Annotated in this window: 20 protein-coding genes; 18 read left to right on the forward strand and 2 right to left on the reverse strand. The window is 68.9% G+C overall.

Annotated elements, in window-relative coordinates; genetic code table 11:
• The first annotated feature begins 2 nt into the window (after nucleotides 1–2).
• Both ispF and K344_RS0102755 read left to right on the forward strand, forming a co-directional pair.
• Nucleotides 3–494, forward strand: a complete 492-nt coding sequence (gene ispF / locus K344_RS0102750) for a 2-C-methyl-D-erythritol 2,4-cyclodiphosphate synthase (RefSeq protein ID WP_043113655.1) — start codon at nucleotides 3–5, stop codon at nucleotides 492–494.
• A 41-nt stretch (nucleotides 495–535) separates the two neighbouring features.
• Entirely contained in the window at nucleotides 536–1,171 is a 636-nt protein-coding gene (locus K344_RS0102755) for a TetR/AcrR family transcriptional regulator (RefSeq protein WP_051361812.1), read from the forward strand.
• A gap of 161 nt (nucleotides 1,172–1,332) precedes the next feature.
• On the opposite strand, the gene K344_RS0102760 is transcribed toward K344_RS0102755, so the two are convergent.
• Entirely contained in the window at nucleotides 1,333–1,884 is a 552-nt protein-coding gene (locus K344_RS0102760; RefSeq protein ID WP_028079394.1) for a Smr/MutS family protein, read from the reverse strand.
• A gap of 77 nt (nucleotides 1,885–1,961) precedes the next feature.
• Between K344_RS0102760 and surE the strand changes: the two genes are divergently transcribed.
• The 4 genes from surE (at nucleotide 1,962) to K344_RS19815 (ending at nucleotide 5,012) form a co-directional block, all read left to right on the forward strand.
• Nucleotides 1,962–2,708, forward strand: a complete 747-nt coding sequence (gene surE / locus K344_RS0102765) for a 5'/3'-nucleotidase SurE (protein ID WP_028079395.1) — start codon at nucleotides 1,962–1,964, stop codon at nucleotides 2,706–2,708.
• Nucleotides 2,705–3,373 (forward strand): protein-L-isoaspartate(D-aspartate) O-methyltransferase, encoded by a 669-nt coding sequence (locus tag K344_RS0102770; RefSeq protein ID WP_084196882.1) that lies wholly within the window; start codon nucleotides 2,705–2,707, stop codon nucleotides 3,371–3,373. The genes surE and K344_RS0102770 overlap by 4 nt, the downstream gene beginning before the upstream one ends.
• Nucleotides 3,374–3,509: 136 nt before the next feature.
• Nucleotides 3,510–4,109, forward strand: coding sequence for a DedA family protein (locus K344_RS0102775; RefSeq protein ID WP_028079397.1), 600 nt, complete (start codon nucleotides 3,510–3,512; stop codon nucleotides 4,107–4,109).
• A gap of 42 nt (nucleotides 4,110–4,151) precedes the next feature.
• Nucleotides 4,152–5,012, forward strand: a complete 861-nt coding sequence (locus K344_RS19815) for a peptidoglycan DD-metalloendopeptidase family protein (RefSeq protein ID WP_051361813.1) — start codon at nucleotides 4,152–4,154, stop codon at nucleotides 5,010–5,012.
• Here the strand turns inward: K344_RS19815 and K344_RS0102785 are convergent.
• Nucleotides 4,996–6,078, reverse strand: coding sequence for a fatty acid desaturase (locus K344_RS0102785; protein WP_211234459.1), 1,083 nt, complete (start codon nucleotides 6,076–6,078; stop codon nucleotides 4,996–4,998). The two genes, K344_RS19815 and K344_RS0102785, sit on opposite strands and share 17 nt — an antisense overlap.
• Before the next feature lie 255 nt (nucleotides 6,079–6,333).
• Here K344_RS0102785 and alaC point away from each other — a divergent pair, with 255 nt between their 5' ends.
• From alaC to K344_RS24550, 12 genes are all read left to right on the forward strand, one after another.
• Nucleotides 6,334–7,569, forward strand: a complete 1,236-nt coding sequence (gene alaC / locus K344_RS0102790) for an alanine transaminase (protein WP_028079399.1) — start codon at nucleotides 6,334–6,336, stop codon at nucleotides 7,567–7,569.
• The gene (locus tag K344_RS0102795) at nucleotides 7,566–8,885 is read left to right on the forward strand and encodes a homoserine dehydrogenase (protein WP_028079400.1); all 1,320 of its coding nucleotides are present in this window, start codon (nucleotides 7,566–7,568) and stop codon (nucleotides 8,883–8,885) included. The genes alaC and K344_RS0102795 overlap by 4 nt, the downstream gene beginning before the upstream one ends.
• Nucleotides 8,886–8,901: 16 nt before the next feature.
• Nucleotides 8,902–9,525 carry a GNAT family N-acetyltransferase gene (locus K344_RS0102800; protein ID WP_028079401.1) on the forward strand — a complete coding sequence of 208 codons (624 nt, stop codon included), beginning with the start codon at nucleotides 8,902–8,904 and terminating at the stop codon, nucleotides 9,523–9,525.
• A gap of 40 nt (nucleotides 9,526–9,565) precedes the next feature.
• Nucleotides 9,566–10,684: a threonine synthase gene (gene thrC / locus K344_RS0102805; protein WP_043113656.1), complete on the forward strand. Its 1,119-nt coding sequence runs from the start codon at nucleotides 9,566–9,568 to the stop codon at nucleotides 10,682–10,684.
• Nucleotides 10,685–10,775: 91 nt separating this feature from the next.
• Nucleotides 10,776–12,464 carry a single-stranded-DNA-specific exonuclease RecJ gene (recJ, locus tag K344_RS0102810; RefSeq protein WP_043113658.1) on the forward strand — a complete coding sequence of 563 codons (1,689 nt, stop codon included), beginning with the start codon at nucleotides 10,776–10,778 and terminating at the stop codon, nucleotides 12,462–12,464.
• A gap of 41 nt (nucleotides 12,465–12,505) precedes the next feature.
• Entirely contained in the window at nucleotides 12,506–12,925 is a 420-nt protein-coding gene (locus tag K344_RS0102815) for a hypothetical protein (RefSeq protein ID WP_157622725.1), read from the forward strand.
• A 66-nt stretch (nucleotides 12,926–12,991) separates the two neighbouring features.
• Complete coding sequence (locus K344_RS19820; protein ID WP_051361814.1) at nucleotides 12,992–14,203, forward strand: metallophosphoesterase; 1,212 nt, start codon at nucleotides 12,992–12,994, stop codon at nucleotides 14,201–14,203.
• Nucleotides 14,204–14,535: 332 nt separating this feature from the next.
• Nucleotides 14,536–16,731: a hypothetical protein gene (locus tag K344_RS0102825; RefSeq protein WP_028079405.1), complete on the forward strand. Its 2,196-nt coding sequence runs from the start codon at nucleotides 14,536–14,538 to the stop codon at nucleotides 16,729–16,731.
• A gap of 11 nt (nucleotides 16,732–16,742) precedes the next feature.
• The gene (locus K344_RS19825) at nucleotides 16,743–17,129 is read left to right on the forward strand and encodes a cupredoxin domain-containing protein (protein WP_157622726.1); all 387 of its coding nucleotides are present in this window, start codon (nucleotides 16,743–16,745) and stop codon (nucleotides 17,127–17,129) included.
• Nucleotides 17,086–18,705 carry a hypothetical protein gene (locus K344_RS0102835; protein WP_028079406.1) on the forward strand — a complete coding sequence of 540 codons (1,620 nt, stop codon included), beginning with the start codon at nucleotides 17,086–17,088 and terminating at the stop codon, nucleotides 18,703–18,705. The genes K344_RS19825 and K344_RS0102835 overlap by 44 nt, the downstream gene beginning before the upstream one ends.
• Nucleotides 18,706–18,861: 156 nt before the next feature.
• Entirely contained in the window at nucleotides 18,862–21,960 is a 3,099-nt protein-coding gene (locus K344_RS19830; protein WP_043113661.1) for a BPTD_3080 family restriction endonuclease, read from the forward strand.
• A gap of 75 nt (nucleotides 21,961–22,035) precedes the next feature.
• A complete protein-coding gene (locus tag K344_RS24550; RefSeq protein ID WP_028079407.1) occupies nucleotides 22,036–23,130 on the forward strand; it encodes a Fic family protein in 1,095 nt (364 codons plus the stop codon).
• Nucleotide 23,131 lies beyond the last annotated feature (1 nt).

The raw sequence follows: 23,131 nt of genomic DNA on the forward strand, positions 1-23,131 counted from the left end.
CCATGAAACTGCGCATCGGCCACGGCTACGACACGCACCGCCTCGAAGCGGACGAGGGCGACAACAGTGGAGTTCACCTCGGCGGCGTATTCATTCCCTGCGCCTACCGCATTGTCGCGCACTCGGACGGCGACGCCATCATCCACGCGCTCTGCGACGCCCTGCTCGGCGCGCTCGCCGGCGGCGACATCGGCAAGCTGTTCCCCGACCACGACCCGCAGTTCAAGGGCATCGACAGCCGCAAGCTGCTCGCCGAAGTGATGCGCCGCGTCGGCGCGGCCGGCTACGGCGTCGTCAACGCCGACATCAGCCTCATCGCGCAGGTGCCGCGCGTGTCGGCGCACACGGCGGTGATGTGCGAGCGGCTCGCCGGCGATCTCGGTGTGGCGCGCGACTGCGTCAACGTCAAGGCGACCACCAACGAAGGCATGGACGCCATCGGCCAGAAACTGGGCCTCGCCGCGCACGCCGTCGTGCTGCTGCAGGGTCGCTGAAGCGGCATTGCCGGGCTGACGAAGCGAGGCCTGCACAGCACATGCCGCATGCGAAACATCCCAAGCTGCGCCGCCGCCCGCCGGGCCAGCCCGACACGCGCGAGGCGATCCTGGTCTGCGCCGAGCAGCTGCTGCTGCGGCGCGGCTTCAACGGCTTCAGCTACCAGCACATCGCCACGCAGCTCGGCCTGCGCACGGCCGCCATCCATTACCACTTCCCGGCCAAGGACGACCTCGGCATCGCCCTGGTGCGCCGCTATCGCGACGGCTTCGACGGCTGGGTGCGCCAACTGGCCTTCAGCGGCACCGCCTGGCAGCGCCTGCAGGCGTACTTCGCGACCTACGCGGAGCATCTGGAAACCGACGAGGGCCGGCTCTGCCCGGGCGGCGTGCTCGGCGCCGAGTTCGGCATCCTCTCCGACGCGATGCGCTTCGAGGCGCGCCTCCTGATGCGCGAGATCTACGCCTGGCTGGTGCTGACGCTCGAGGAAGGCCGGCGCGACGGCTCGCTGCGCTACGAGGGCGACGCCTACGACAAGGCCATCGTCATCGGCGCGGCGCTGCAGGGCGGCCTGCAGATCGCGCGGCTGGCCGGCGCGCGGCGCTTCCGCCAGATGCTCGATCAGCTCGAACTCGAACTGACCGGCCGCAAGCCGCAGAGCGGTCCGCTGCCCTAGGCGCGTGGGCGGTAGAAACGCGCGCGGCTGCGGCTTCGCCCTTTCGGCCATCTTCGGCGCCGATTGCGGGCCAAGAGTCCCTGCCATTGCCCCAAAATCGCCATCCGGACCTGTCCCGAAACGGCTTTGCCTCGCCTGCGCGGTTCCTGCCGTCCACGCGCCTAGGGTCGCCCCGGCGCGCGCAGCAGCACGTAGACCGCGCCGGTGCCGCCGTCGACGGCGCGCGCCGAGCAGTAGGCGAGCACGTCGCGGCGCTTGCGCAGCCAGCTGCCGAGCAGGGCCTTGATGACGGGGCCGCTGTTCGGCGAGCCGTTGCCCTTGCCGTGCACGATGCGCACGCAGCGCTGGTCGCGGTCGTGGCAGCGCGCCAGGAACTGCGCGACGGCGAGCTTGGCGCGCTCGCGGTTCATGCCGTGCAGGTCGAGTTCGCTCTCGATACGGTAATGGCCGCGGCGCAGATGACGCAGCACGCCGTCCTGCACGCCGGGCGCGCGGTAGAGCAGGGTGTCGCCGCTCTCGATGTCGTCGGGCTCGGTGTCGCGCAGCAGCTCCTGCAGCACGGCAAGTTCATCGGCCTGGCGCTGGCGCGGCAGCGGTGCCGGCGTCGCGGCTTTCTCGCTGACGCGCGGCGACGGCGCGTGCACGCGCACGCCCTGCATCGCCAGGCGGAACAGCGTCGCGTCGTCGGGCGGGGTGGCGGAGTCGTCGTTCATCGCGCGCCTGTCACGGCCTTGTCCGTGGTCGGCGGAATCATATCCGGTAAACTGTCGGCGACCATCCGTTTCTCCCCATGAAGATCCTGCTTTCGAACGACGACGGCTGCCACGCGCCGGGGCTGCTGTGCCTGCGCGACCATCTCCAGGCCCGCCATGAAGTCCGCGTCGTCGCGCCGGACCGCAACCGCAGCGGCGCCAGCAATTCGCTGACCGTGCTGCGCCCGCTGCGCGCGCAGCACCACGACGATGGCCGCATCAGCGTCGACGGCACGCCGACCGATTCGGTCCATCTCGCGCTCAACGGCCTGATCGATTTCAAGCCCGACATCGTCGTCTCCGGCATCAACGCCGGCGCCAACCTCGGCGACGATACGCTGTATTCGGGTACCGTCGCGGCGGCGATGGAAGGCCGCCATCTCGGTTACGCGGCGATCGCCGTGTCGAACGTCTCGCACGCGCCGGAGCACTTCGACACCGCCGGCCGCGTCACGCTGCGCCTGCTCGACGCGCTCGCGCGCGATCCGCTGCCGGCCGACACCATTCTCAACGTCAACGTCCCCGATCTGCCGTTCGAGGCGCTGCAGGGCTTCGAGGTGACGCGCGCCGGGCGCCGCCATCTCGCCGAGCCGGTGCTGCCGTCGAAGGACCCGCGCGGCCGCACCATCTACTGGATCGGTCCTGCCGGTGCCGAGGCGGATTGCGGCGAGGGCACGGACTTCCACGCCGTGGCGCGCGGCCGCGTGTCGATCACGCCGCTGCTCGTCGATCTGACGCGCTACGCGCTGCTCGAGCGCGTCTCGCGCTGGGCGGACGGCCTGTGACGCCGCGCGCGCAGGCGCCGCGCCCGCCGGCCGGCGCGCTGGCGACGGCGCGCACGCGCCTGCTCGACGAGATCCGCGCCGCCGGCGTGCAGGACGCGGCGGTGCTCGCGGCGCTGGCCAGGGTGCCGCGCGAGAAGTTTCTCGACGACGCGCTGAAGAACCGCGCCTACGAGAACAACGCCCTGCCGATCGGCCATGCGCAGACCATTTCGCAGCCGGTCGTCGTCGCCTTCATGACGCAGGCGCTGACGCAGGGGCGCCGGCTCGAGCGCGTGCTCGAAGTCGGCACCGGCAGCGGCTACCAGACGGCGGTGCTCGCCGAGCTGGTCGACACCGTATTCACGGTCGAGCGCATCAAGCCGCTGTCCGAGGTCGCGCGCACGCGGCTCGCCGCGCTCGGCTACCGCAACGTGCACTTCGGGTACGCCGACGGCATGAACGGCTGGCTGCCGTATGCGCCCTACAAGGGCATCCTGGTCACCGCCGGCGCCGAGCGCGTGCCTCCGGCGCTGCTCGAACAACTCGCGCCGGGCGGTCGGCTCGTCATGCCGGTCGGCCCGCAGGGACGCCAGTCCCTGAAGCTCGTCGAGCGGCGCGGCAGTTCGTTCCGCGAGCAGGATCTCGGCTGGGTCAGCTTCGTGCCGCTGTTGTCGGGGAAAGTGTGATGAACGGCCTTGAGGCGCAGCCGCGATCGCTCCGCCACGTTCCCCGCCGCCCGCTTGCGCAGGGAAGGGTCGGCGGCGGGCGAGCGCGGTTCGCGCCGCCCTTCGCGAGTCCGGCGGCGCAAGACTAGAGAGCCACATGCACCTCTTCACGGCCTGGATCGAGCAGTACGTCGCGCAGCTCGGCTATCTGGAAATCTTTCTGCTGATGGCGCTCGAATCGAGCCTGTTGCCGGTGCCGTCGGAGCTGGTGATGATTCCCGCCGGCTATCTCGCCCGGCGCGGCGAGCTGAACCCGGCGCTGGCGGCGCTGTCCGGCGGCTGTGGCTCGCTGCTCGGCGCGAGCGTCAACTACGCGCTCGGCCGCTACGCCGGTCGCGCCTTCCTGCTGCGCTACGGCAAGTGGCTGCTGATCGACGAGCGCAAGTACCACGAAGCCGAGAAGCTGTTCCTGCGCAACGCCGTGTGGGCGACCTTCCTCGGCCGCTTCATTCCGGTGATCCGCCATCTCATCTCGCTGCCGCCCGGCGTGTTCGGCATGCCCAGGGGCGCCTTCGCCGTCGCCACGCTGATCGGCGCCACGCTGTGGTGTACGGTGCTGGTCGGCATCGGCTGGTGGTTCGGCGAATCGGCGGCGCAGGTGATGCGGCATTATTCGGACGAGATCGGCATCGCCGCCCTTTTGCTGGCGGCGCTGTTTGTGCTGAGATTCCTGCTGAAGGGCCGCAAGACCCAGTGAAACCGCGCCGACAGCGAGGTCGGCCATCAACGAGGGACCCGCATGATCCGCGACACGAAGTTGCGCGCCGCGTGCCTGATCACCTGCCTGGCGGGCGCCGCGCTGAGCCTGCAGGGCTGCGCGGGCTGGTCGTCCTGGGAGAACGGCAAGAAGAAGGACGTCGGGCCGGTGGTGCCGGAGCGCATGCCGGGGCCGCGCGAGTACGTCGTGCAGCGCGGCGACACCGTGTTCGGCATCGCCTTCCGCAACAATGTCGACTACCGCGACGTGGCGCGCTGGAACGACATCGGTCCGGACTTCCTGATCCACCCCGGCCAGGTGCTGCGCCTGCGCGCGCCGAAGCAGGCGGCCGATGCGCCGCCGAAGCCGCAGACGCGCTTCCAGACCGACCAGATGCAGTCGCGCGCGATCGAGGACGCCGGCGTCGCCGCGCCGCAGGCGGTGACCGCCGACTCGCCGCCGCCGGCCATCGCGCCGCCGCCGCCGCCCAAGCCCGGCGACGACGACGTCAAGCCGGGCAGCTACGCCTGGGGCTGGCCGGTCGAGCGCGCGCCGGTCATCCGCGGCTTCGGCCAGCAAGGCAGCAAGGGCGTCGACTTCACCGGCGTCGAGGGCCAGCCGGTGTTCGCGGCGGCGCCGGGCCGCGTGGTCTACAGCGGCAATGCGCTGAAGGGCTACGGCGAGCTGATCATCATCAAGCACGACGACGTCTATCTCTCCGCCTACGGCTACAACCGCAAGCGCTACGTCAAGGAAGGCGACGTCGTCACGACCGGCCAGCCGATCGCCGAGATGGGCCTCGGGCCGGAGAACAAGCCGCTCCTGCACTTCGAGATTCGCGAGAAGGGCGCGCCGATCAGCCCGGCCCTCAAGCTGCCGGCGCGGCTCAGCGCGGCGAAGTAGCGGTGGCCAGGCCGGGGCGGCGCGGCACGCCGTCGTAGTCCGTCCACCGGCCTTCGTCGAGGTCGAACAGGCGGCAGTGCCGCGCGGTCGCGAAGTACCACTTCCAGGAGAAGCGCTGCACGACGATGCTTCCCGGCAGCGCGGCCTCGAGGCGGCGCTGCGCCGGCGTCAGGCCGTACAGCGGGATGCCCATGTCGACGTGATGCGCGGTGTGCTCGAGGATGTGGTGCAGCACGCCGCCGAGGCCGCCGGGCATGCGCAGGTGCACGGTGGTGGAGACGAACGGCGCCGCCGCCGCCCACTGCGTCTTGTCGGCGTACCAGCGGATGCGCGGATGCGTGTGGTGCGCGTAGACGACGAAGCCGATCAGCGTGTTCCAGGCCAGAAAGGGCACGGCGAAGCCGCACAGCAGCAGCGACCAGGCCGGCTGCGCGGTCAGCGCCGCGGCGGCGACCAGTCCGCCGATCCAGGCGAGCGCGTAGGCGCTGACCAGCAGACCGTCCCAGACAAAGGCGCGGCGCTGTGCCTTCAGGTAGCGCGCGCCGGGGAAGAACATGCGCAGCCACCAGATCTCGACGAGGTAGTACAGGCCGGGCGCCCAGCCGCTGCGATACAGGCGTTCGAGCGCGCGCCGCCAGGACGGCAGCGCGCGGTATTCGGCCGGCGTCAGCGGCGCCCAGACGAAGTCGAAGCCCTTGAGGTTCGTGTAGCCGTGGTGGACGACGTTGTGGCCGACCTCCCAGAGGCTGTACGGCGTCAGCGAGGGCAGGAACAGCAGGCGTCCGAGCACCTGGTTGAGCCGCTTGCGCGGCGTGAAGCTCTGGTGACAGGCATCGTGGCCGAGGATGAACAGGCGGCCGATGACCAGGCCGGCGGCGAGGCCGGCCAGCAGCTTGGCGAACAGCGAGGGCAGCACGACGACCGCGCTCATCAGCGCCGCGTAGAGCGCGAAATCGAAGGCGGAGAGGGCGAGGGCGCGCGGCGTGCTGCGCGTGCGGAATTCGTGCAGCCAGCTGCGGATCGTCTGGCGCGGCGGCAGTGCGGCGGCGCGGCGGGGGGAGGCCATGCGGTGCGTTCCGGGCATCGCGCCGCAAGCCGGCGCACCGCGATGCTGGCGGTCGGCGGCGCCGGCCGGCATTGACGGCGATCATTGCGATTCCCGCCGTGTGCCTCGCCGGCACCGGCAAACCTTGCAGCGACAAGGGTTTGAAGAAGGTTTTTGGCTTGCGGGGAAACCCCCGACTTGCTCTAATACCGCCCCTTTTAAGCTCCGTCCCGGAGCCCGCGGTCGCGCAGTCCCTCCCATCCATCCAGGAATCCCGTGAACACCGTCTTCCCGCGCATCCAGCGCCTGCCTCCTTACGTCTTCAACATCGTCGGCGATTTGAAGAAGGCGGCCCGAGCTCGCGGCGACGACGTCATCGATTTCTCGATGGGCAATCCGGACCAGCCGACGCCCAAGCACATCCTCGACAAGCTGGTCGAAGCCTCGGTGCGCGGCACCGATTCGGACTACGTGAAGCCGGAGCTGCACGACGAGGACGGCACGCACACGCACCGCTATTCGGTGAGCAAGGGCGTGCCGCGCCTGCGCCGCGCCATGGCGCGCTGGTACAAGACGCGCTACGAGGTCGAGCTCGATCCGGAGACCGAAGTCATCGCGACCATCGGTTCCAAGGAAGGCCTCGCGCATCTGGCTTTCGCGACGCTCGATGCCGGCGACGTGGTGCTGGTGCCGAACCCGGCCTATCCGATCCATCCCTACGGCGTGGTGCTGGCCGGTGCCGACGTGCGCCACGTGCGGCTGACGCCGGACGTCGATTTCTTCGAGGAACTGCAGAAGGCCATCAAGGAATCGTGGCCGACGCCGAAGATGCTGATCCTCAACTTCCCGGGCAATCCGACGACGCAGTGCGTCGAGCTGGATTTCTTCGAGAAGGTGGTGGCGATCTGCCGCGAGCACCAGATCTGGCTGGTGCACGACATCGCCTACGCCGACATCGTGTTCGACGGCTACACCGCGCCGAGCGTGCTGCAGGTACCGGGCGCCAAGGACGTCGCCGTCGAGTTCTTCACGCTGTCCAAGAGCTACAACATGCCGGGCTGGCGCGTCGGCTTCATGGCCGGCAACCCGACGCTGGTCAGCGCGCTGGCGCGCATCAAGTCGTATCTCGACTACGGCATGTTCACGCCGATCCAGGTCGCCGCGATCGCCGCGCTCGAAGGCCCGCAGCAGTGCGTCGCCGAGGTCCGCCACATGTACCAACAGCGCCGCGACGTGCTCTGCGACGGCCTCAACGCGGCCGGCTGGAAGGTCGACAAGCCGAAGGCGACGATGTTCGTCTGGGCCGAGATCCCGGAGCCGTTCAAGGCGCTCGGTTCGCTCGAATTCTCGAAGCGGCTGATGGAACAGGCGCACGTTGCCGTCTCGCCGGGCATCGGCTTCGGCGAGTACGGCGACACGCACGTGCGCTTCGCGCTGATCGAGAACGAGCAGCGCACGCGCCAGGCGATCCGCAACATCAAGAAGTTCCTCAAGGAAGCCAAAACGTCATGACCGCGGTCCGTGTAGCTGTCATCGGCCTCGGCACCGTCGGTCAGGGCGTGGTTCGCCTGCTGAAGAACAACGCTGCGGAAATCGCGCGCCGCGTCGGCCGTCCGCTGGTCGTCACGCAGGTGTCGTCGCGCGATCCGCACAAGGCGCGCGATTGCGATCTGTCCGGCATCACCGTGGTCGGCGATGCGCTGCAGATCGCGCGCGAGGCCGACGTCGACGTGGTCGTCGAGCTGATCGGCGGCATCAGCCCGGCGCGCGAGCTGATCGAAGCCGCGCTGGCGCGCGGCAAGCCGGTGGTCACCGCCAACAAGGCGCTGCTCGCCGAGCACGGCAACCGTCTCTTCGCGCAGGCGCGCAAGGCCGGCGTCAGCATCGGCTTCGAGGCGGCGGTGGCCGGCGGCATTCCGGTCATCAAGGCGATTCGCGAAGGCCTCGCCGGCAACCGCATCGAACGTCTCGCCGGCATCATCAACGGCACCTGCAACTACATCGTCACGCAGATGCAGGAGAAGGGCCAGAGTTTCGCCGACGCGCTGCGCGACGCGCAGAAGCTCGGCTACGCCGAAGCCGATCCGACCTTCGACATCGAGGGCCTCGATGCCGCGCACAAGCTGACCATCCTCGCCAGCATCGCCTTCGGCATGCCGCTCGACGCGAAGTCGGTGGCCGTCGAAGGCATCACCAAGGTGACGCCGCAGGACATCCAGATCGCGCAGGTGTTCGGCTACCGCATCAAGCTGCTCGGCATCGCCAAGCGCAGCGGCCAGGGCGCTGATGCCGGCGTCGAGCTGCGCGTGCATCCGACGCTGATCCCGGAAACCACGCTGCTGGCCAAGGTCGACGGCGTGCTGAATTCGGTGCTGATCCGCGGCAACGCGGTCGGCGAGGTCGGCCTCTACGGGCGCGGCGCCGGCGGCGACGCGACCGCCTCGGCGGTGGTCGCCGATCTGATCGACGTGGCGCGCGGCCTGGGCGCCGATCCGCGCCACGCCGTGCCGCCGCTGGCCTTCCAGCCGGACGCCGTGCAGGCCCTGCCGGTGCTGCCGATGGCGGCGGTCGCCAGCGCGTTCTATCTGCGCCTCAAGGTCGCCGACGAAGCAGGCGTGCTGTCGAAACTGACGACGATCCTGGCCGCGCATGACATCAGCGTCGAAGCGATCCTGCAGCGCGAGCCGCAGGGTCACGAGGACGCGCACGTCGCCCTGATCACCTCGGTCATCGAGCAGGGCCGCTTCGACCACGCGCTCGCCGAAATCCTGCGCCTGCCGTTCGTGCGCGAAGGCGCGGCGATGCTGCGCGTCGAGAAATTCGATTGAGAGGCGACTGAGCGCGATGGGCCTGCCCGCTGCCAGCATCGATCTCTCGCCGGTGACGCTCGCCGGCCAGCACGTGCGTCTCGAACCGCTGCGCCACGAGCATCTCGACGCGCTGGCCGCGGCCGGCGCCGATCCGGCGATCTGGACCTGGTTTCCGCAGCAGTTCGGCACGCCGCAGGCGATGCGCCGCTTCGTCGAGCAGGCGCTGGCCTGGCAGCAGGCCGGTATCGCGCAGGTCTTCGTGCAGATCGAGACGCAGGGCGGCCGGCTGGTCGGCAGCACGCGCATCGCGCAGGTCGACACCACGCATCGCCGCGCCGAGATCGGCTGGACCTGGCTGGTGCCGGCGGCGCAGCGCACCGCCATCAACACCGAAGCGAAGTACCTGCTGCTGCGCCACGCCTTCGAGACCCTGGGCCTGATGCGCGTCGAGTTCAAGACCGACAGCCTCAACGACAAGTCGCGGCGCGCGCTGGCGCGCATCGGCGCGACCGAGGAAGGCATCTTCCGCCGGCACATGCTGACCGAGTCCGGCCGCGTGCGCGACAGCGTCTACTTCAGCGTGGTCGACGTCGAGTGGCCGCGCGTGAAGGCGCACATCGAGCAGTTGCTGGCGCGCGCGCTGTCGGGCGACGCCTGATTCGTCGAATCCATTTCCCGCCGTTCCAACGAGACCCGAAGTGACCCGCTATACCGGCCTGATCGAACACTACCGTGACCGCCTGCCGCTGGCTGCCGACGCCCGCGCCATTTCGCTCGGCGAGGGCCGCACGCCGCTGATCAAGCTCGACAACCTGCCGAAGAAGGTCGGCTTCGAGGGCGAGCTGTACGTGAAGTTCGAGGGCCTCAATCCGACGGGCTCGTTCAAGGACCGCGGCATGACGGTCGCCGTCACCCAGGCCGTGCACGAGGGCGCCAAGGCCATCATCTGCGCCTCGACCGGCAACACCTCGGCGGCGGCCGCCGCCTACGCGGTGCGCGCCGGCGTCACCGCCTTCGTGCTGATCCCGGAAGGCAAGATCGCGCTCGGCAAGCTGGCGCAGGCCGTCGTGCACGGCGCCGTGGTGATCCAGATCCAGGGCAACTTCGACGACGGCATGCGCCTCGTCAAGGAGATCGGCCAGACCACGCCGGTGGCGATCGTCAACTCGATCAACCCGTACCGCCTGCAGGGCCAGAAGACGGCGGCGTTCGAGATCGTCGAAGCGCTGGGCCGCGCGCCGGACTTCCACTGCATCCCGGTCGGCAACGCCGGCAACATCAGCGCGCACTGGATCGGCTACAGCGAGATGGCCGGCATCGCGACACCGATCAGCGCGCAGCATCGCGAAGGCCGTTTCCTCGACCGGCCGCTGACCGACCGGCGTCCGCGCATGGTCGGCTACCAGGCCGCCGGCAGCGCGCCGTTCATGCGCGGCGGTCCGGTCAAGAATCCGGAAACCGTGGCCACGGCGATCCGCATCGGCGATCCGCAGTCCTGGGATCTCGCCTGGACGCTGCAGAAGGAATCGAACGGCTGGTTCGACGAATGCACGGACGAGGACATCGTCGCCACGCAGAAGCTGCTGGCGGCGAGCGAGGGCGTGTTCTGCGAGCCGGCTTCGGCCGCCTCGCTGTGCGGCGCGCTGCGCGACATCAGGACCGGCAGGATTGCGCAGGGTTCGACGGTGGTCTGCACGCTGACCGGCAACGGCCTCAAGGATCCGGACATCGTCATGAAGGACGGCCTGAAGTCGCTGATCCAGGTCGCGCCGGAACGCGCGGCCGTCGAGAAGGCATTGCTCGCGCATCTCAAGTAGGCGGGATCGCCGAGATGGCATCCCCACGGGGATTCGAAGCTCGGCGAATGGGGGGCTCGACGCCGCGCCGCGCCGCGGCGACGCTACCGCCATGATCGCGCCGCGCCTCGAACGCCGTCTCGCCGGCGATGCCGACGCCCTGCCGGCCTCGCTGCATCCGGTGCTGCGCCGCATCTACGCGGCGCGCGGCCTGAGCGCGGCCGAACTCGAACTCGAGCTCGCGCGCCTGCTGCCGCCGTCCGGGCTGCTCGGCATCGACGCCGCCGCGGCGCGCGTCGCGCAGGCCATCACGAGCGGCGAGGGCATCGTCATCGCCGGCGACTACGATGCCGACGGCGCGACCGGCGTCGCCGTCGCGGTCGCCGGCCTGCGCTCGCTCGGCGCGGCGCGCGTGTCGTATGTCGTGCCGGATCGCTTCCGCATGGGCTACGGCCTGTCGCCGGCGCTCGCCGAACGCGCCGCGCAGAGCGGCGCGAGCCTGCTCATCACCGTCGACAGCGGCATCAGCAGCCACGCCGGCGTCGCGCGGGCGAGGGCGCTCGGCCTGTCGGTGATCATCACCGACCACCATCTCGCGGCCGCCGCGCTGCCCGACGCCGACGCCATCGTCAATCCGAACCAGCCGGGCTGCACGTTCGCCTCGAAGCATCTGGCCGGCGTCGGCGTGATGTTCTACCTGCTGCTGGCGGTGCGCGCGCAACTGCGGGCCGGCGGCGCGTTCGCGACGCGCGGCGAACCGAATCTCGCCGAGCTGCTCGATCTGGTCGCGATCGGCACGGTCGCCGACGTGGTGCGCCTCGACCACAACAACCGCATCCTGGTTAGCCAGGGCCTCGCGCGCATCCGCGCCGGCCGCGCGCGGCCCGGCATCGCCGCGCTGCTGCAGGTCGCCGGCCGCGCGCACGCGCGGCTCGGCTCGCTCGATCTCGGCTTCGTGGTCGGGCCGCGCATCAACGCCGCCGGCCGTCTCGACGACATCCGCACCGGCATCGACTGCCTGCTGGCGGCGGACCTGGCGACGGCGCTGCCGCTCGCGCAGCAGCTCGACCGCTTCAATCGCGAGCGCCGCGAGATCGAGGCGCAGATGCGCGAGGAAGCCCTGCTCATGGTCGAGGGCAGCGCGGCGACCGGCGTCTGCGTGTTCGAGGAAGCGTGGCACGAGGGCGTGGTCGGCCTCGTCGCCTCGAAGCTCAAGGAACGCCTGCACCGCCCGGCGATCGCGTTCGCGCGCGCCCAGGATCGGGGCCTGCTGAAAGGCTCGGGACGCTCGATCGCCGGGCTGCATCTGCGCGACGCGCTGGTGCTGCTCGACGCGCGCCATCCGGGCCTCGTGCTGCGTTTCGGCGGGCACGCCATGGCGGCGGGCCTGACGATCGCCGAGGCGGACTACGCCCGCTTCGCGCTGGCCTTCGACGCGATCTGCGCCGAGCTGCTCGACGACGACGCCCTGGCGCGCGTCGTCCATACCGACGGCGAACTCGATGCCGCGGAACTGGCGCTCGACACCGCGCAGGCGCTGGAGATGGCCGGTCCCTGGGGCCAGGGCTTCGCCGAGCCGCTGTTCGAGGGCCGCTTCCGCGTGCTGGGCCATCGCGTGCTCAAGGAACAGCACGTCAAGTACCGGCTCGACCACGCGGCCGGGCCGCTGTCGGCCATTCACTTCGGTGGCATCGACCGGCTGCGCGAGCGTGGCACACTGCACGCCACGTACCGGCTCGGCATCAGTCGCTGGCAGGACAGCGAGAGCCTGGAACTGCTGATCGTCGACGTCTGCGATTGACGCGGAACTTGCGCGCAGGCGAAGCGTTCGAACGGAAGATCATGATCAAGCGCTGCGATGGCAGGGAGTCGCCCGCCGATGCGTCGTTCGCGACGCGTTGCGCCTTCGTCGTCGCCACGCTGTCGCTCGCCGGCGCGGCCTACGGGCAGGGGCCGCCGAAGGCGGCGGGCGACGGCCTGCTCGGCAAGGCGCTGTCGGCGGCGCAGAGTGCGGCACCGGCGGCGCCGGACGAGGACGTCGAAACCGTCGTCGTGCGCCCCGACGCCTTCGCCGAATCCGATCGCAAGCTGCAGAAGGTCAGCAAGGGGCTGCCGGGCGCCGACGACGCGGCCGCCGTCAAACGCGACATGGTCGACAACGTGAAGGACTACTTCGCCCGGCGCGAGGATCCCAACGCGCTCGACGACGACACCAAGAAGACACTGCTGAAGTCCTTCGAGCCGGCCAACAACAACCCTTGAGCGGCGCCGCCGGCGGGCCGGTGCGCGCGCTGCTAGCCTGAGGCGGTCCTCGCCGCCGAGTCCGCCATGCGCTCCTTGCGCCCTGCCATCACGAACCTGTCGCGCCGCCTGCATCCGCTGTGCGCCGGCCTGGCGCTCGTGCTGCTCGCCGCCTGCCGCGCCGTGCCTCCCGCGGCAGCGGCGCATGCCGACATTGCGGACGGCGCCGTGCTGCCGCTGGTCCTGCTCGAAACGACCGATCTGCACAGCCGCGTGCTGAGCTACGACTACCAGGCCGCCGCAGCCGATCCGCGCTGGGGCTTCGAGCGCGTGGCGACGCTGATCGGGCGCGCGCGGACGCGCTATCCGAACAACCTGCTGTTCGACGTCGGCGACACCATCCAGGGCAACGCGCTGGCCGACTATCAGGCGCGCGTCGCGCCGCTGCCCTGCGACGAGGAACTGGCGATCTACCGCGCCATGGACGTCGTCGGCTACGACGCCGCCACGCTCGGCAATCACGAGTTCAATTTCGGCCTGCCGTTCCTGGCGCAGGTCACCGGCACGCCGATGCCCGGCATCGAGACGCGGCGCTGCGCGGGTCCGCACTTTCCGCTGGTCTCGTCGAACGTCTACGCCGCGGCGGATGGCGAGCCGCTGTTCCGGCCCTGGCTGATCGTCGACAAGACCCTGCGCGCGACGCTGCCGGACGGCACGACGCGGCCGGTGGCGCTGCGTGTCGGCCTGCTCGGCTTTGCGCCGCCGAAGATCATGAAATGGGACCGCGCCAACCTGCAAGAGCGGGTCCGCGTCGACGGCGCCGTCGAGGCGGCGCGGCGCTGGCTGCCCGAGCTCGAAGCGCAGCATCCCGATCTGATCGTCGCGCTGATCCACGGCGGCCCGGATGCGTCGCCGTATGACGCCGATCTCGAGGACGCCGCCTGGTATCTCGCCGCCGTGCCCGGCATCGACGCGCTGCTGATGGGGCACACGCATGCGCTGTTCCCCGGCGCGTTCGGCGACGTGCCGCAGGTCGACGCGACGCGCGGCCTGGTGCGCGGCGTGCCCGCGGTGATGGCCGGCTACTGGGGACGATCGCTGGGCCTGGTGCACCTGCGCCTGCGCCGCGAAGGCGGGCGCTGGCACAGCGAGCGCGCGCTGGCGTACAGCGAGCTCTGGCCGGTCTGCAGCGCGCCGAGCATCTGTGTCGCGCCGGATCCGCGCATCGCGCCGTTGCTGCGGGAGCTGCACGAGCGCGTCATCGCGCACGGCGCAAAGTCCGGCCAAGAGCGGCACTGAAGCGCGGCCGAGGCGGGCGCCGTCGCGCGGCCGGCGCCGCCCGGCGGCGACCCGCGTTTCGCCGGCCAGCGGCTTGCCGATCTCCTTGAGCCCGGCGCCCGCGATGAAGCCTGGCATGCCGAGCACGCCGAGCGCCGTGCTCATGCCGCCGCGCATGTGCGGATCGCGCGAGCGATAGACCGTGCGCAGCGCAGGCTCGCCGTCGCGCCGCTCGCGCGTGGGTCAATTCTACTGTCGCCGAGGTCCGGGTCCGGTCCTACGATGACGAGGGGATGACAGCATGATCGCATCCGGGCATCGAACCCGGGCATCGGCATAACAGGGAGAGCGCCTTGCGCGACATCATCGGTGGCTTGGGGATTCTGGCATTGGTGGCGCTGCTGGCGGCCTGCGGCAGCAGCAGCCCGTCGTCCCGTGACGCCGACGGCAGTTCGTCCGCCGTGCCGCGGACGCGCTACGACATGGCCAACGGCTGCTACGCGATGCAGTCGGTCGTCAGCAAGGCTTTCGTCGTGCGCGACGGCGACGGTTACCGCGCCAGCGCCGGCACGCTCGCCGAGGCCGAACCGTTCTACATGAAGCCGACCGCGCTCGGCCGCTATCTCTTCAACTGCCCGGACGCCAAGCTGCTGGCCGCCGGCGACAGCGCCGCCGGCCGCGCCGACGCGCCGTCCGACGCCGTCGACTGGACGGTCGAGGAGGCCGCCGGCGGCGGCTTCGCGGTCGCGCAGCAGGTCGACGGCCGCAAGCTCGGCCTCGACGCCGGCGGCAGGCTCGTGCTCGGCGAGCGCGCCGATGCCGTGCGCTTCGTGCCGACCACGGGATGCACGCCGTATCCGGAAATCAGCGACGACGTCGAGGGCACGACCTACAAGGGCCGCGGCGTCGACAAGCCGGTGGTCGGCTTCGCCGAAGTGCACACGCACATGGCGATGGGCAACGAGATGTCCGACGGCACGCATCCGGTCGGTCCCTCCGCCGGCGGCGTGCTGTACGGGCAGATGTTCAACCGCTTCGGCGCGCCGGAAGCGCTGAAGAACTGCGAGCTCGCGCACGGCCCGGACGGCATCCTCGATCCGGAAGCGCTGGTGCTCGACTTCACGCCGCTGAAGACGCACGACACGCAGGGCTGGCCGACCTTCGTCGACTGGCCGGCCTACGATTCGCAGCTGCACCAGGCCATGTATTACAAGTGGGTCGAGCGCGCCTGGAAGGCCGGCCTGCGCATCATGGTCTCGGAAGGCACCAACATCGCGGCGCTGTGCGATCTGGCCAAGACGCTGGAAGTCACGCACAACCCGGCGGCGGCGAGCTATGACTGCAACGACATGCGGCTCGGCATTGCCCAGATCCAGTATCTCAAGATGCTGCAGGACTACGTCGATGCGCAGGAAGGCGGTCCTGGCAGGGGCTGGTTCCGCATCGTCGGCAGCCCGGCCGAGGCGCGCCAGGTGATCAACGACGGCAAGCTCGCGGTGGTGCCGGGCCTGGAGTTCTCGAACCTGTTCGACTGCACGACGAAATCGGTCGCCGGCATCGGCGAGCAGGACGGCTGCACGAAGGAAGACATCGACCGCCAGATCGACGAGATCTGGGATCTCGGCGTGCGCGAGCTGTTTCCGTATCACGACGTCAACAGCGCGCTCGGCGGCACCGGCATCTTCGACGGCCTCGCGCTCAATTTCATCGGCTTCCTCGGCACCGGCTCGTTCTGGAAGACCTACGACTGCCCGAACGGCGGCGAGGGCGACACCTACTTCTACTCGGCCGGCGCGGTGATGACGACGGCGCTGCCGGGCACCGGCAACGATCCGCTGACGCAGGCCGTGCTGGCGCTGAGCAACGGCACGCTGCCGCTGTACCCGGCCGGCAAGCGCCAGTGCAATGCGCGCGGCATGACCGAGCTCGGCCGCTACGCCGTGCAGCAGCTGATGAAGAAGAAATTCATCATCGACATCGACCACGCCGAGCTGTCGATCAAGAGCGACATGATCGAGCTCGCCAGGCAGCAGACGCCGGCCTATCCGCTGATCTCCGCGCACGGCGGCCACGGCGGCATCAGCAACGAGCAGGCGACCGACATCCTCCGGCTCGGCGGCCTGATCTATCCGTTCAAGCCGAACGGCAAGGGCCACGTCGAATTCATGCAGAAGCTGAAGCCGATCTGGCAGGCCGCCGGCCGCAGCGATCCGCTCGCGGTCGGCTACGGCATGGATGCCAACGGCATCGCCGATCGCGCCGGTCCGCGCGGTGCCGGCTCGCAGCCGGTCGTCTATCCGTTCACGCTGTTCAAGGGCGCCGACTGGGGCGCGCAGTTCAAGGGCTTCGCGCCGGTGACCTTCGAGCTCGAAACGATTCCGCAAAGCGGCAAGACCTGGAACATCGACGAAGTCGGCACCGCGCACTACGGCCTCGTCGCCGACTACGTCGAGGAAATCCGTCTCGAAGGCGGCAAGGAAGCGCTCGACGCGCTGTACAACTCCGCCGAGGCGTATCTGCGCATGTGGGAAAAGACGGAGGACCGCTGAGGCGCATGGTGATGAAGCGCGCGCTCCTGTTCCTGATCGCCGCCGCCGCCGTGCTCGGCGGACTGTGGCTCGCGCTGCGCCCGCCGCCGGCGGATCTGTCGGCGCCCGCCGCAGCGCCGGCGCCGGCGGCCGGCGCCGTGAAACGCTTCGAACTGCGGCCGCTGCCGGCCGAAGCGCTGACGCCGGTGCTGCACGCGCGGCAGGGCGACACGATCGAATTCGTCGTCACCGCTGCCGGCGACGACGAGCTGCACCTGCACGGCTACGACCTGGCGCTGGACCTGAAGGCCGGCGAACCCGGCACGCTGCGCTTCGTCGCCGAGCATGCCGGCCGCTTCGATCTGGAGCTGCACCATGCGCACGCCGAACTCGCCGTGCTCGAAGTGCAGCCGCGCTGAGGCGTCGACGATCGGCATCGCCGCGCTTCCCGCACCTTGCGTCAGCCCCGCGCCAGCGGGAACCCGGGCGCGGTGTGCGCCGGCCCTGGCCGCGGGCTTCCGCACGCGCAGCCATGAAATCGCGCGATGCCGCGCGCCGCTCGCGCTTCGCCTCGCCGCGCTGTCGCTGTTCCCGCCCGCGGCGAGCGCCCATTCCTTCGGCCGCATCTACAACCTGCCGGTGCCGTTCTGGCTCTATGCCTACGGCGCTGCTGCGGCGCTGCTGCTGTCCTTCCTGATCGCGGCGTGGTTCGCGACCGCGGCGCCGCCGGCGCCGTCAGCCGCGCACGGCGCGCCCTCGCTCGACGGCCTGCGCGCGACGCTGCGGCGCCTGCGCCTGCCGGCGCTGCTGCGCGGCGTCTCGCTGCTCGGCCTGCTGCTGTGCATCGCGACCGGCTTGTTCGGCGTGCGCGATCCCTACCGCAATCTCGACATGACCCTGTTCTGGGTCGTGTTCGTGCTCGGCTTCGCCTATCTGAGCGCGCTGATCGGCGACCTGTATGCGCTCGTCAATCCCTGGCGCGTGCTCGCCGATCTGCTCGGCCGCGTCTGGCGCGGCTACACGCAGGGCCGCCTGCGCTACCCGCGGCGGTTGGCGTACTGGCCGGCGCTCGCGCTGTACATGCTGTTCATCTGGGCCGAGCTGTTCGGCAACACGCGGCCGTTCTCGCTTGCCGTCTGGCTCGGCGCCTACACGCTGCTGAACCTCGCCGCGGTCGGCGTGTTCGGCGCGGCCGACTGGTTTCGCCACGGCGAGTTCTTCGCGGTGTTCCTGCGCCTGATCGCCAGGATGGCGCCGCTCGACTACGCGCCGGGCCGGCATCTGCGCCTGCGCCGGCCCTTCGCCGGCCTCTCGCAGGAACGCGCGAGCTCGTGGAGCGAGCTCGTGTTTGTGCTGTTCATGCTGTCGTCCACCGCTTTCGACGGCCTGCGCGCGACCAAGGTCTGGTACAGCCTCGTCTGGGCCGACGCGACCGGCCTGCTGACGCCATGGCTCGGACAGCGGCCGATCTATCTCTACCCGCGGCTGCGCGCCTGGTATCTGCTCTACGAGAGCGTGTGCATGGTGCTGTCACCGTTCGTCTATCTGGCGGTGTACCTGCTGTTCGTCGGCATCGCGCGCCGGCTCGGCGGCCGGCGACATTCCCTGCGCGAGCTGGCCTTGTCGTTCACCTACTCGCTGCTGCCGATCGCGCTCGTCTACCACGTCACGCACTACTACACGCTGCTGCTGACGCAGGGCGTGAAGATCGTCAGCCTGCTGTCGGATCCCTTCGGCTACGGCTGGAATCTGTTCGGCACGGCCGGTCTGCTGCGCGCGCCGTTCCTGCCCGATCTCGGCACCGTGTGGCACACGCAGGTGGCGCTGATCCTGTTCGGCCACATCGTCAGCGTCTGGGTCGCGCACGCCGAGGCGCTGCGCCTGTTCCCGTCGCGTGGCCGGGCATTGCTCAGCCAGCTGCCGATGCTGGTGCTGATGGTGTCGTTCACGACGGCCGGCCTGTGGATTCTCGCGCAGCCGATCCAGGGGCGCTGAGAAACGAGCACACGCCGCTGTGGCCGAAGTCGCCGATGCAATCTGCGTGTTGCGCGGTATCGATGCATTGCCGAAGATAACCCCGATGGGGCCGTAGACCCGGCAAGAGAGGGCACGGAGCAAGCATCAACCAGAAACGCAGGGTGAGACGGGACAATGTCCGAGCAGTTCTTCGAGAGGCCGATCCTCAACTCCCCCTACGAATACCCGTCGCGCCACTGGGAACTGGATGCCACCGGACAGCCCACGCAGCTGATCAAGGAGAGCCGGCGTCCCGCCGAATTCATCACGCCGATCCCGAAGCCGAAGAAGCGCAAGGGTGGCGGCGATCAGGCCGCGCTTCAGTTCGATGATGGCAAGGGCCTGTCTTCCAAAGAGCAGCAGTACGCCCACACCGCGATCATCAACGGTGTCCGCCAGGAGGTGGACCGCTGGCGGCGGATTCCGAACCCTGCCGACTGGCGCGTCACCCCGGAGACCGCGCGCCTCCTTCAGCACTGGCGGAGCCACCCGTTCAGCAGCATCCGGCCATTTTTCTGTCAGGTGGAAGCCGTGGAGACGGCCATCTGGCTGACGGAAGTCGCACCGCAGATCGGCAAGAACGGCGAGCGCTTCCTGGAACATCTGGCCAACGCCAACCGCGATGCCAACCCGGAGTTGATGCGCCTCGCGCTCAAGCTCGCGACCGGCGCCGGCAAGACCACGGTCATGGCGATGCTGATCGCGTGGCAGACCATCAACGCCGTGCGCCGTCCGACCAGCAAGCGATTCACCCGCGGCTTTCTGATTGTCACGCCGGGCCTGACGATCCGGGATCGCCTGCGCGTCCTGCAGCCCAACGATCCGGACAGCTACTACGCCAGCCGCGAACTGATCCCGAGCGATCTGATCCCGGACCTGGAACGCGCCAAGATCGTCATCACCAACTACCACGCCTTCAAGCTGCGCGAACGCATGGAGCTGTCCAAGGGCGGCCGCCTGCTGCTCCAGGGTCGTGGCGGCGACGAGCTGGACACTCGCGAGACCGAAGGCCAGATGCTGCAGCGGGTCATGCCGGAACTCATGGGCATGAGCAACATCCTGGCGATCAACGACGAGGCCCACCACTGCTATCGCGAGAAGCCCCGGGATGAGGATCAGGACGACGACGCCGACCTGAAAGGTGACGAGAAAAAGGAGGCCGAGGAAAACAACGAGGCCGCGCGCCTCTGGATTTCCGGCCTGGAAGCGGTCAACCGCAAGCTCGGATTGGCGCGGGTCATGGACCTCTCGGCGACACCTTTCTTTCTCAGTGGCTCGGGCTATGCGGAGGGCACGCTGTTCCCCTGGACCATGAGCGACTTCTCGCTGATGGATGCCATCGAGTGCGGCATCGTCAAGCTGCCGCGCGTGCCCGTGGCCGACAACCTGCCCGGCACGCAGCCGGGCGACATGCCGATGTTCCGCAACTTGTGGGAGCACATCCGCAAGGACATGCCCAAGAGCGGGCGTGGCAAGGGATCGAAGCTCGATCCGCTCAAGCTGCCGGCGCCGCTTATCACGGCACTGGAAGCGCTGTACGGGCACTACAAGCAAACGTTCGATCTCTGGCAGCAGGCCAAGATCAATGTGCCGCCCTGCTTCATCATCGTCTGCCAGAACACCGCCATCTCGAAGCTCGTTTATGACTTCATCTCCGGCTTCGAGCGAGATAACGGTGACGGCACCACATCGTTCGAGAACGGCCGTCTGGAGTTGTTCCGAAACTTTGACGAGCACGGCAACCCGCTGGGCCGCCCCAAAACGCTGCTCATCGACAGCGAGCAACTGGAATCCGGCGAGGCGCTGGACGATAACTTCCGCGCGCTGGCCGCGCTGGAAATAGACCGCTTCCGCCGCGAGATCATCGAGCGCACGGGCGATCTCCACGCCGCCGACAACATCACCGATCAGGACCTCCTGCGCGAGGTGATGAACACCGTCGGCAAGCACGGCCGCCTGGGCGAGTCGATCCGCTGTGTGGTCTCGGTCTCGATGCTGACGGAAGGCTGGGACACCAACACCGTGACCCATGTTCTCGGCATCCGCGCCTTCGGCACGCAGCTGCTCTGCGAGCAGGTCATCGGCCGCGCGCTGCGCCGCCAGTCTTATGACCTGAACGAAGACACCAAGCTCTTCAATGTCGAGTACGCCGACGTGCTCGGCATCCCCTTCGACTTCACCGCCAAGCCTGCTGTGGCGCCGCCGCAGAAGCCGCGCGAAACCATTCAGGTCAAGGCCGTGCGGCCGGAGCGCGACCACCTGGAAATCCGCTTCCCGCGTGTGCAGGGCTATCGCGTGGAGATGCAGGACGAGCAGCTGACGGCTGAGTTCAACGAAGACTCGATTCTGGAACTGACGCCCGATCTGGTCGGCGCCACGGAAACCCGCAACTCCGGAATCATCGGCGAGACGGTCGATCTCACGCTGGCCCACACCGGCGACGTGCGCCCGTCGCAGATCGTCTACGAACTGACCTCGCATCTGATCCTCGCCAAGTACCGCGATCCGGGCGAGGCGCCCAAGCTGCACCTCTTCGGCCAGCTCAAGCGCATCGCGCGGCAATGGCTGGACCAGTGCCTGGTCTGCAAGGGCGGCACCTACCCGGCGCAGCTCAAATACAAGTCGCTGGCCGACATGGCCTGCGAGCGCATCATCGCCGGCATCAACCGCTCGCTGGTCGGCACCAAGCCGATCAAGGCCGTGCTCGATCCGTACAACCCCACCGGCTCCACGCGGCACGTCAGCTTCAACACCTCCAAGACGGATCGCTACGAAACCAGCGGCCCGCCGCCCAAGAGCCATATCAACTGGGTGATCCTGGACAGCGACTGGGAGGCGGAATTCTGCCGCGTCGCCGAAAAACACCCCCGCGTCCGTGCCTACGTGAAGAACCACAACCTGGGCCTGGAAGTGCCGTACCGCTACGGCTCGGAAACGCGCATCTACCGCCCGGACTTCATCGTGCAGATCGATGACGGCCACGCCGATCCCCTGAACCTGATCGTGGAGATCAAGGGCTTCCGCCGGGAAGACACCAAGGAGAAGAAGGCCACGATGGACGTGTACTGGGTCCCCGGCGTCAACAACCTGAAGAGCTACGGCCGCTGGGCCTTCGCCGAGTTCGGCGATGTCTGGCAGCTCGACACCGACTTCACGGCCAAGGTGGAGGCCGAGTTCGAAAAGATGCTGGCTGCCAGTGCCCCGGCCGCCGAACCCGTCGCATCAGCGGCCTGAATCTATACACGTTCTGTGTGACGTGTATAGAAAACAGGCAATATCTATACACGTCCCCCGCCTGAAGCACACAAAATGAGCATTTTGTCGCCGCCCCCGCAGCTCGCACAGGCCGTCAGCCCGGCCCGGTTCGAGACGCCGGCCGTGCTCAAGAAGCTGGTTGCCGCCAACCGCCAGCTGGCGGAACTCAAGGGCGTGGCCGCCTCGATCCCGAATCAAGGCATCCTGATCAGCACCCTCGGCTTGCAGGAGGCCAAGGAAAGCTCGGCGATCGAGAACATCGTCACCACCCATGACGAGCTGTTCCGGGAAAACACCCCGGATTCGCCCGGCAGCGCGGCGGCAAAGGAAGTGCGGCAGTACGAGCACGCCCTTCAGATCGGCTACGCGGCCGTCCGCCAGACCGGCCTGCTGACCGGCAATCACATCCTGGAGATTCAGGCGGCACTGGAACAGAGCCGCCCGGGCTATCGCAAGCTGCCCGGCACCACGCTCAAGGACGGCACCGGCCGCGTCATCTACACGCCGCCGTCGCCGGAGTTATTGCCGGACCTGATGAGCGACCTCGAACGCTTCATCAATGACGCCGCGCTGTTCGATGCCGACCCGCTGGTGAAGATGGCGCTGATCCACCACCAGTTCGAAAGCATCCACCCGTTCTACGACGGCAACGGCCGCACCGGCCGCATCATCAACGTGCTGTACCTCGTCAAGGAAAAGCACCTGGACATCCCGGTGCTTTATCTCAGCCGCGCCATCGTGCGCACCAAGGCGGATTACTACAGCAAGCTGCAAGCCGTGCGCGAGCGCGATGCCTGGGAAGACTGGGTGTTGTACATGCTCGATGCGGTCGAGACGACGGCCGCCGAAGGCATCACCACCATTCAGGACATCAAGGCCCTGTTGCTGGACTACAAGCACCGCATCCGCGCCAAGCACCGCTTCTACAGTCAGGACCTCATCAACAACCTGTTCTCGTTTCCGTACACCAAGATCGAGTTCATCCAGCATGACCTCAAGGTCTCTCGCCTGACGGCGACGCGTTACTTGGATGCGCTGGCCGCCGACGGCCTGCTGCGCAAGCGCAAGCTCGGCCGCAGTAACTACTACATCAACGAACCCCTGTTCCGCATTCTCACGGGAGAAGCGCCGCCCACGGGCGAGCAGTGAA

The sequence above is a fragment of the Solimonas soli DSM 21787 genome, assembly GCF_000474945.1.
GTDB lineage: Bacteria > Pseudomonadota > Gammaproteobacteria > Nevskiales > Nevskiaceae > Solimonas > Solimonas soli.

Coding starts and splice junctions, on each gene's coding strand:
- ispF (WP_043113655.1), top strand. CDS start 3: ATGAAACTGCGCATCGGCCACGGCTACGACACGCACCGCCTCGAAGCG.
- K344_RS0102755 (WP_051361812.1), top strand. CDS start 536: ATGCCGCATGCGAAACATCCCAAGCTGCGCCGCCGCCCGCCGGGCCAG.
- K344_RS0102760 (WP_028079394.1), bottom strand. CDS start 1,884: ATGAACGACGACTCCGCCACCCCGCCCGACGACGCGACGCTGTTCCGC.
- surE (WP_028079395.1), top strand. CDS start 1,962: ATGAAGATCCTGCTTTCGAACGACGACGGCTGCCACGCGCCGGGGCTG.
- K344_RS0102775 (WP_028079397.1), top strand. CDS start 3,510: ATGCACCTCTTCACGGCCTGGATCGAGCAGTACGTCGCGCAGCTCGGC.
- K344_RS19815 (WP_051361813.1), top strand. CDS start 4,152: ATGATCCGCGACACGAAGTTGCGCGCCGCGTGCCTGATCACCTGCCTG.
- K344_RS0102785 (WP_211234459.1), bottom strand. CDS start 6,078: ATGGCCTCCCCCCGCCGCGCCGCCGCACTGCCGCCGCGCCAGACGATC.
- K344_RS0102795 (WP_028079400.1), top strand. CDS start 7,566: ATGACCGCGGTCCGTGTAGCTGTCATCGGCCTCGGCACCGTCGGTCAG.
- K344_RS0102800 (WP_028079401.1), top strand. CDS start 8,902: ATGGGCCTGCCCGCTGCCAGCATCGATCTCTCGCCGGTGACGCTCGCC.
- recJ (WP_043113658.1), top strand. CDS start 10,776: ATGATCGCGCCGCGCCTCGAACGCCGTCTCGCCGGCGATGCCGACGCC.
- K344_RS0102815 (WP_157622725.1), top strand. CDS start 12,506: ATGATCAAGCGCTGCGATGGCAGGGAGTCGCCCGCCGATGCGTCGTTC.
- K344_RS19820 (WP_051361814.1), top strand. CDS start 12,992: ATGCGCTCCTTGCGCCCTGCCATCACGAACCTGTCGCGCCGCCTGCAT.
- K344_RS19825 (WP_157622726.1), top strand. CDS start 16,743: ATGAAGCGCGCGCTCCTGTTCCTGATCGCCGCCGCCGCCGTGCTCGGC.
- K344_RS0102835 (WP_028079406.1), top strand. CDS start 17,086: ATGCGCACGCCGAACTCGCCGTGCTCGAAGTGCAGCCGCGCTGAGGCG.
- K344_RS19830 (WP_043113661.1), top strand. CDS start 18,862: ATGTCCGAGCAGTTCTTCGAGAGGCCGATCCTCAACTCCCCCTACGAA.
- K344_RS24550 (WP_028079407.1), top strand. CDS start 22,036: ATGAGCATTTTGTCGCCGCCCCCGCAGCTCGCACAGGCCGTCAGCCCG.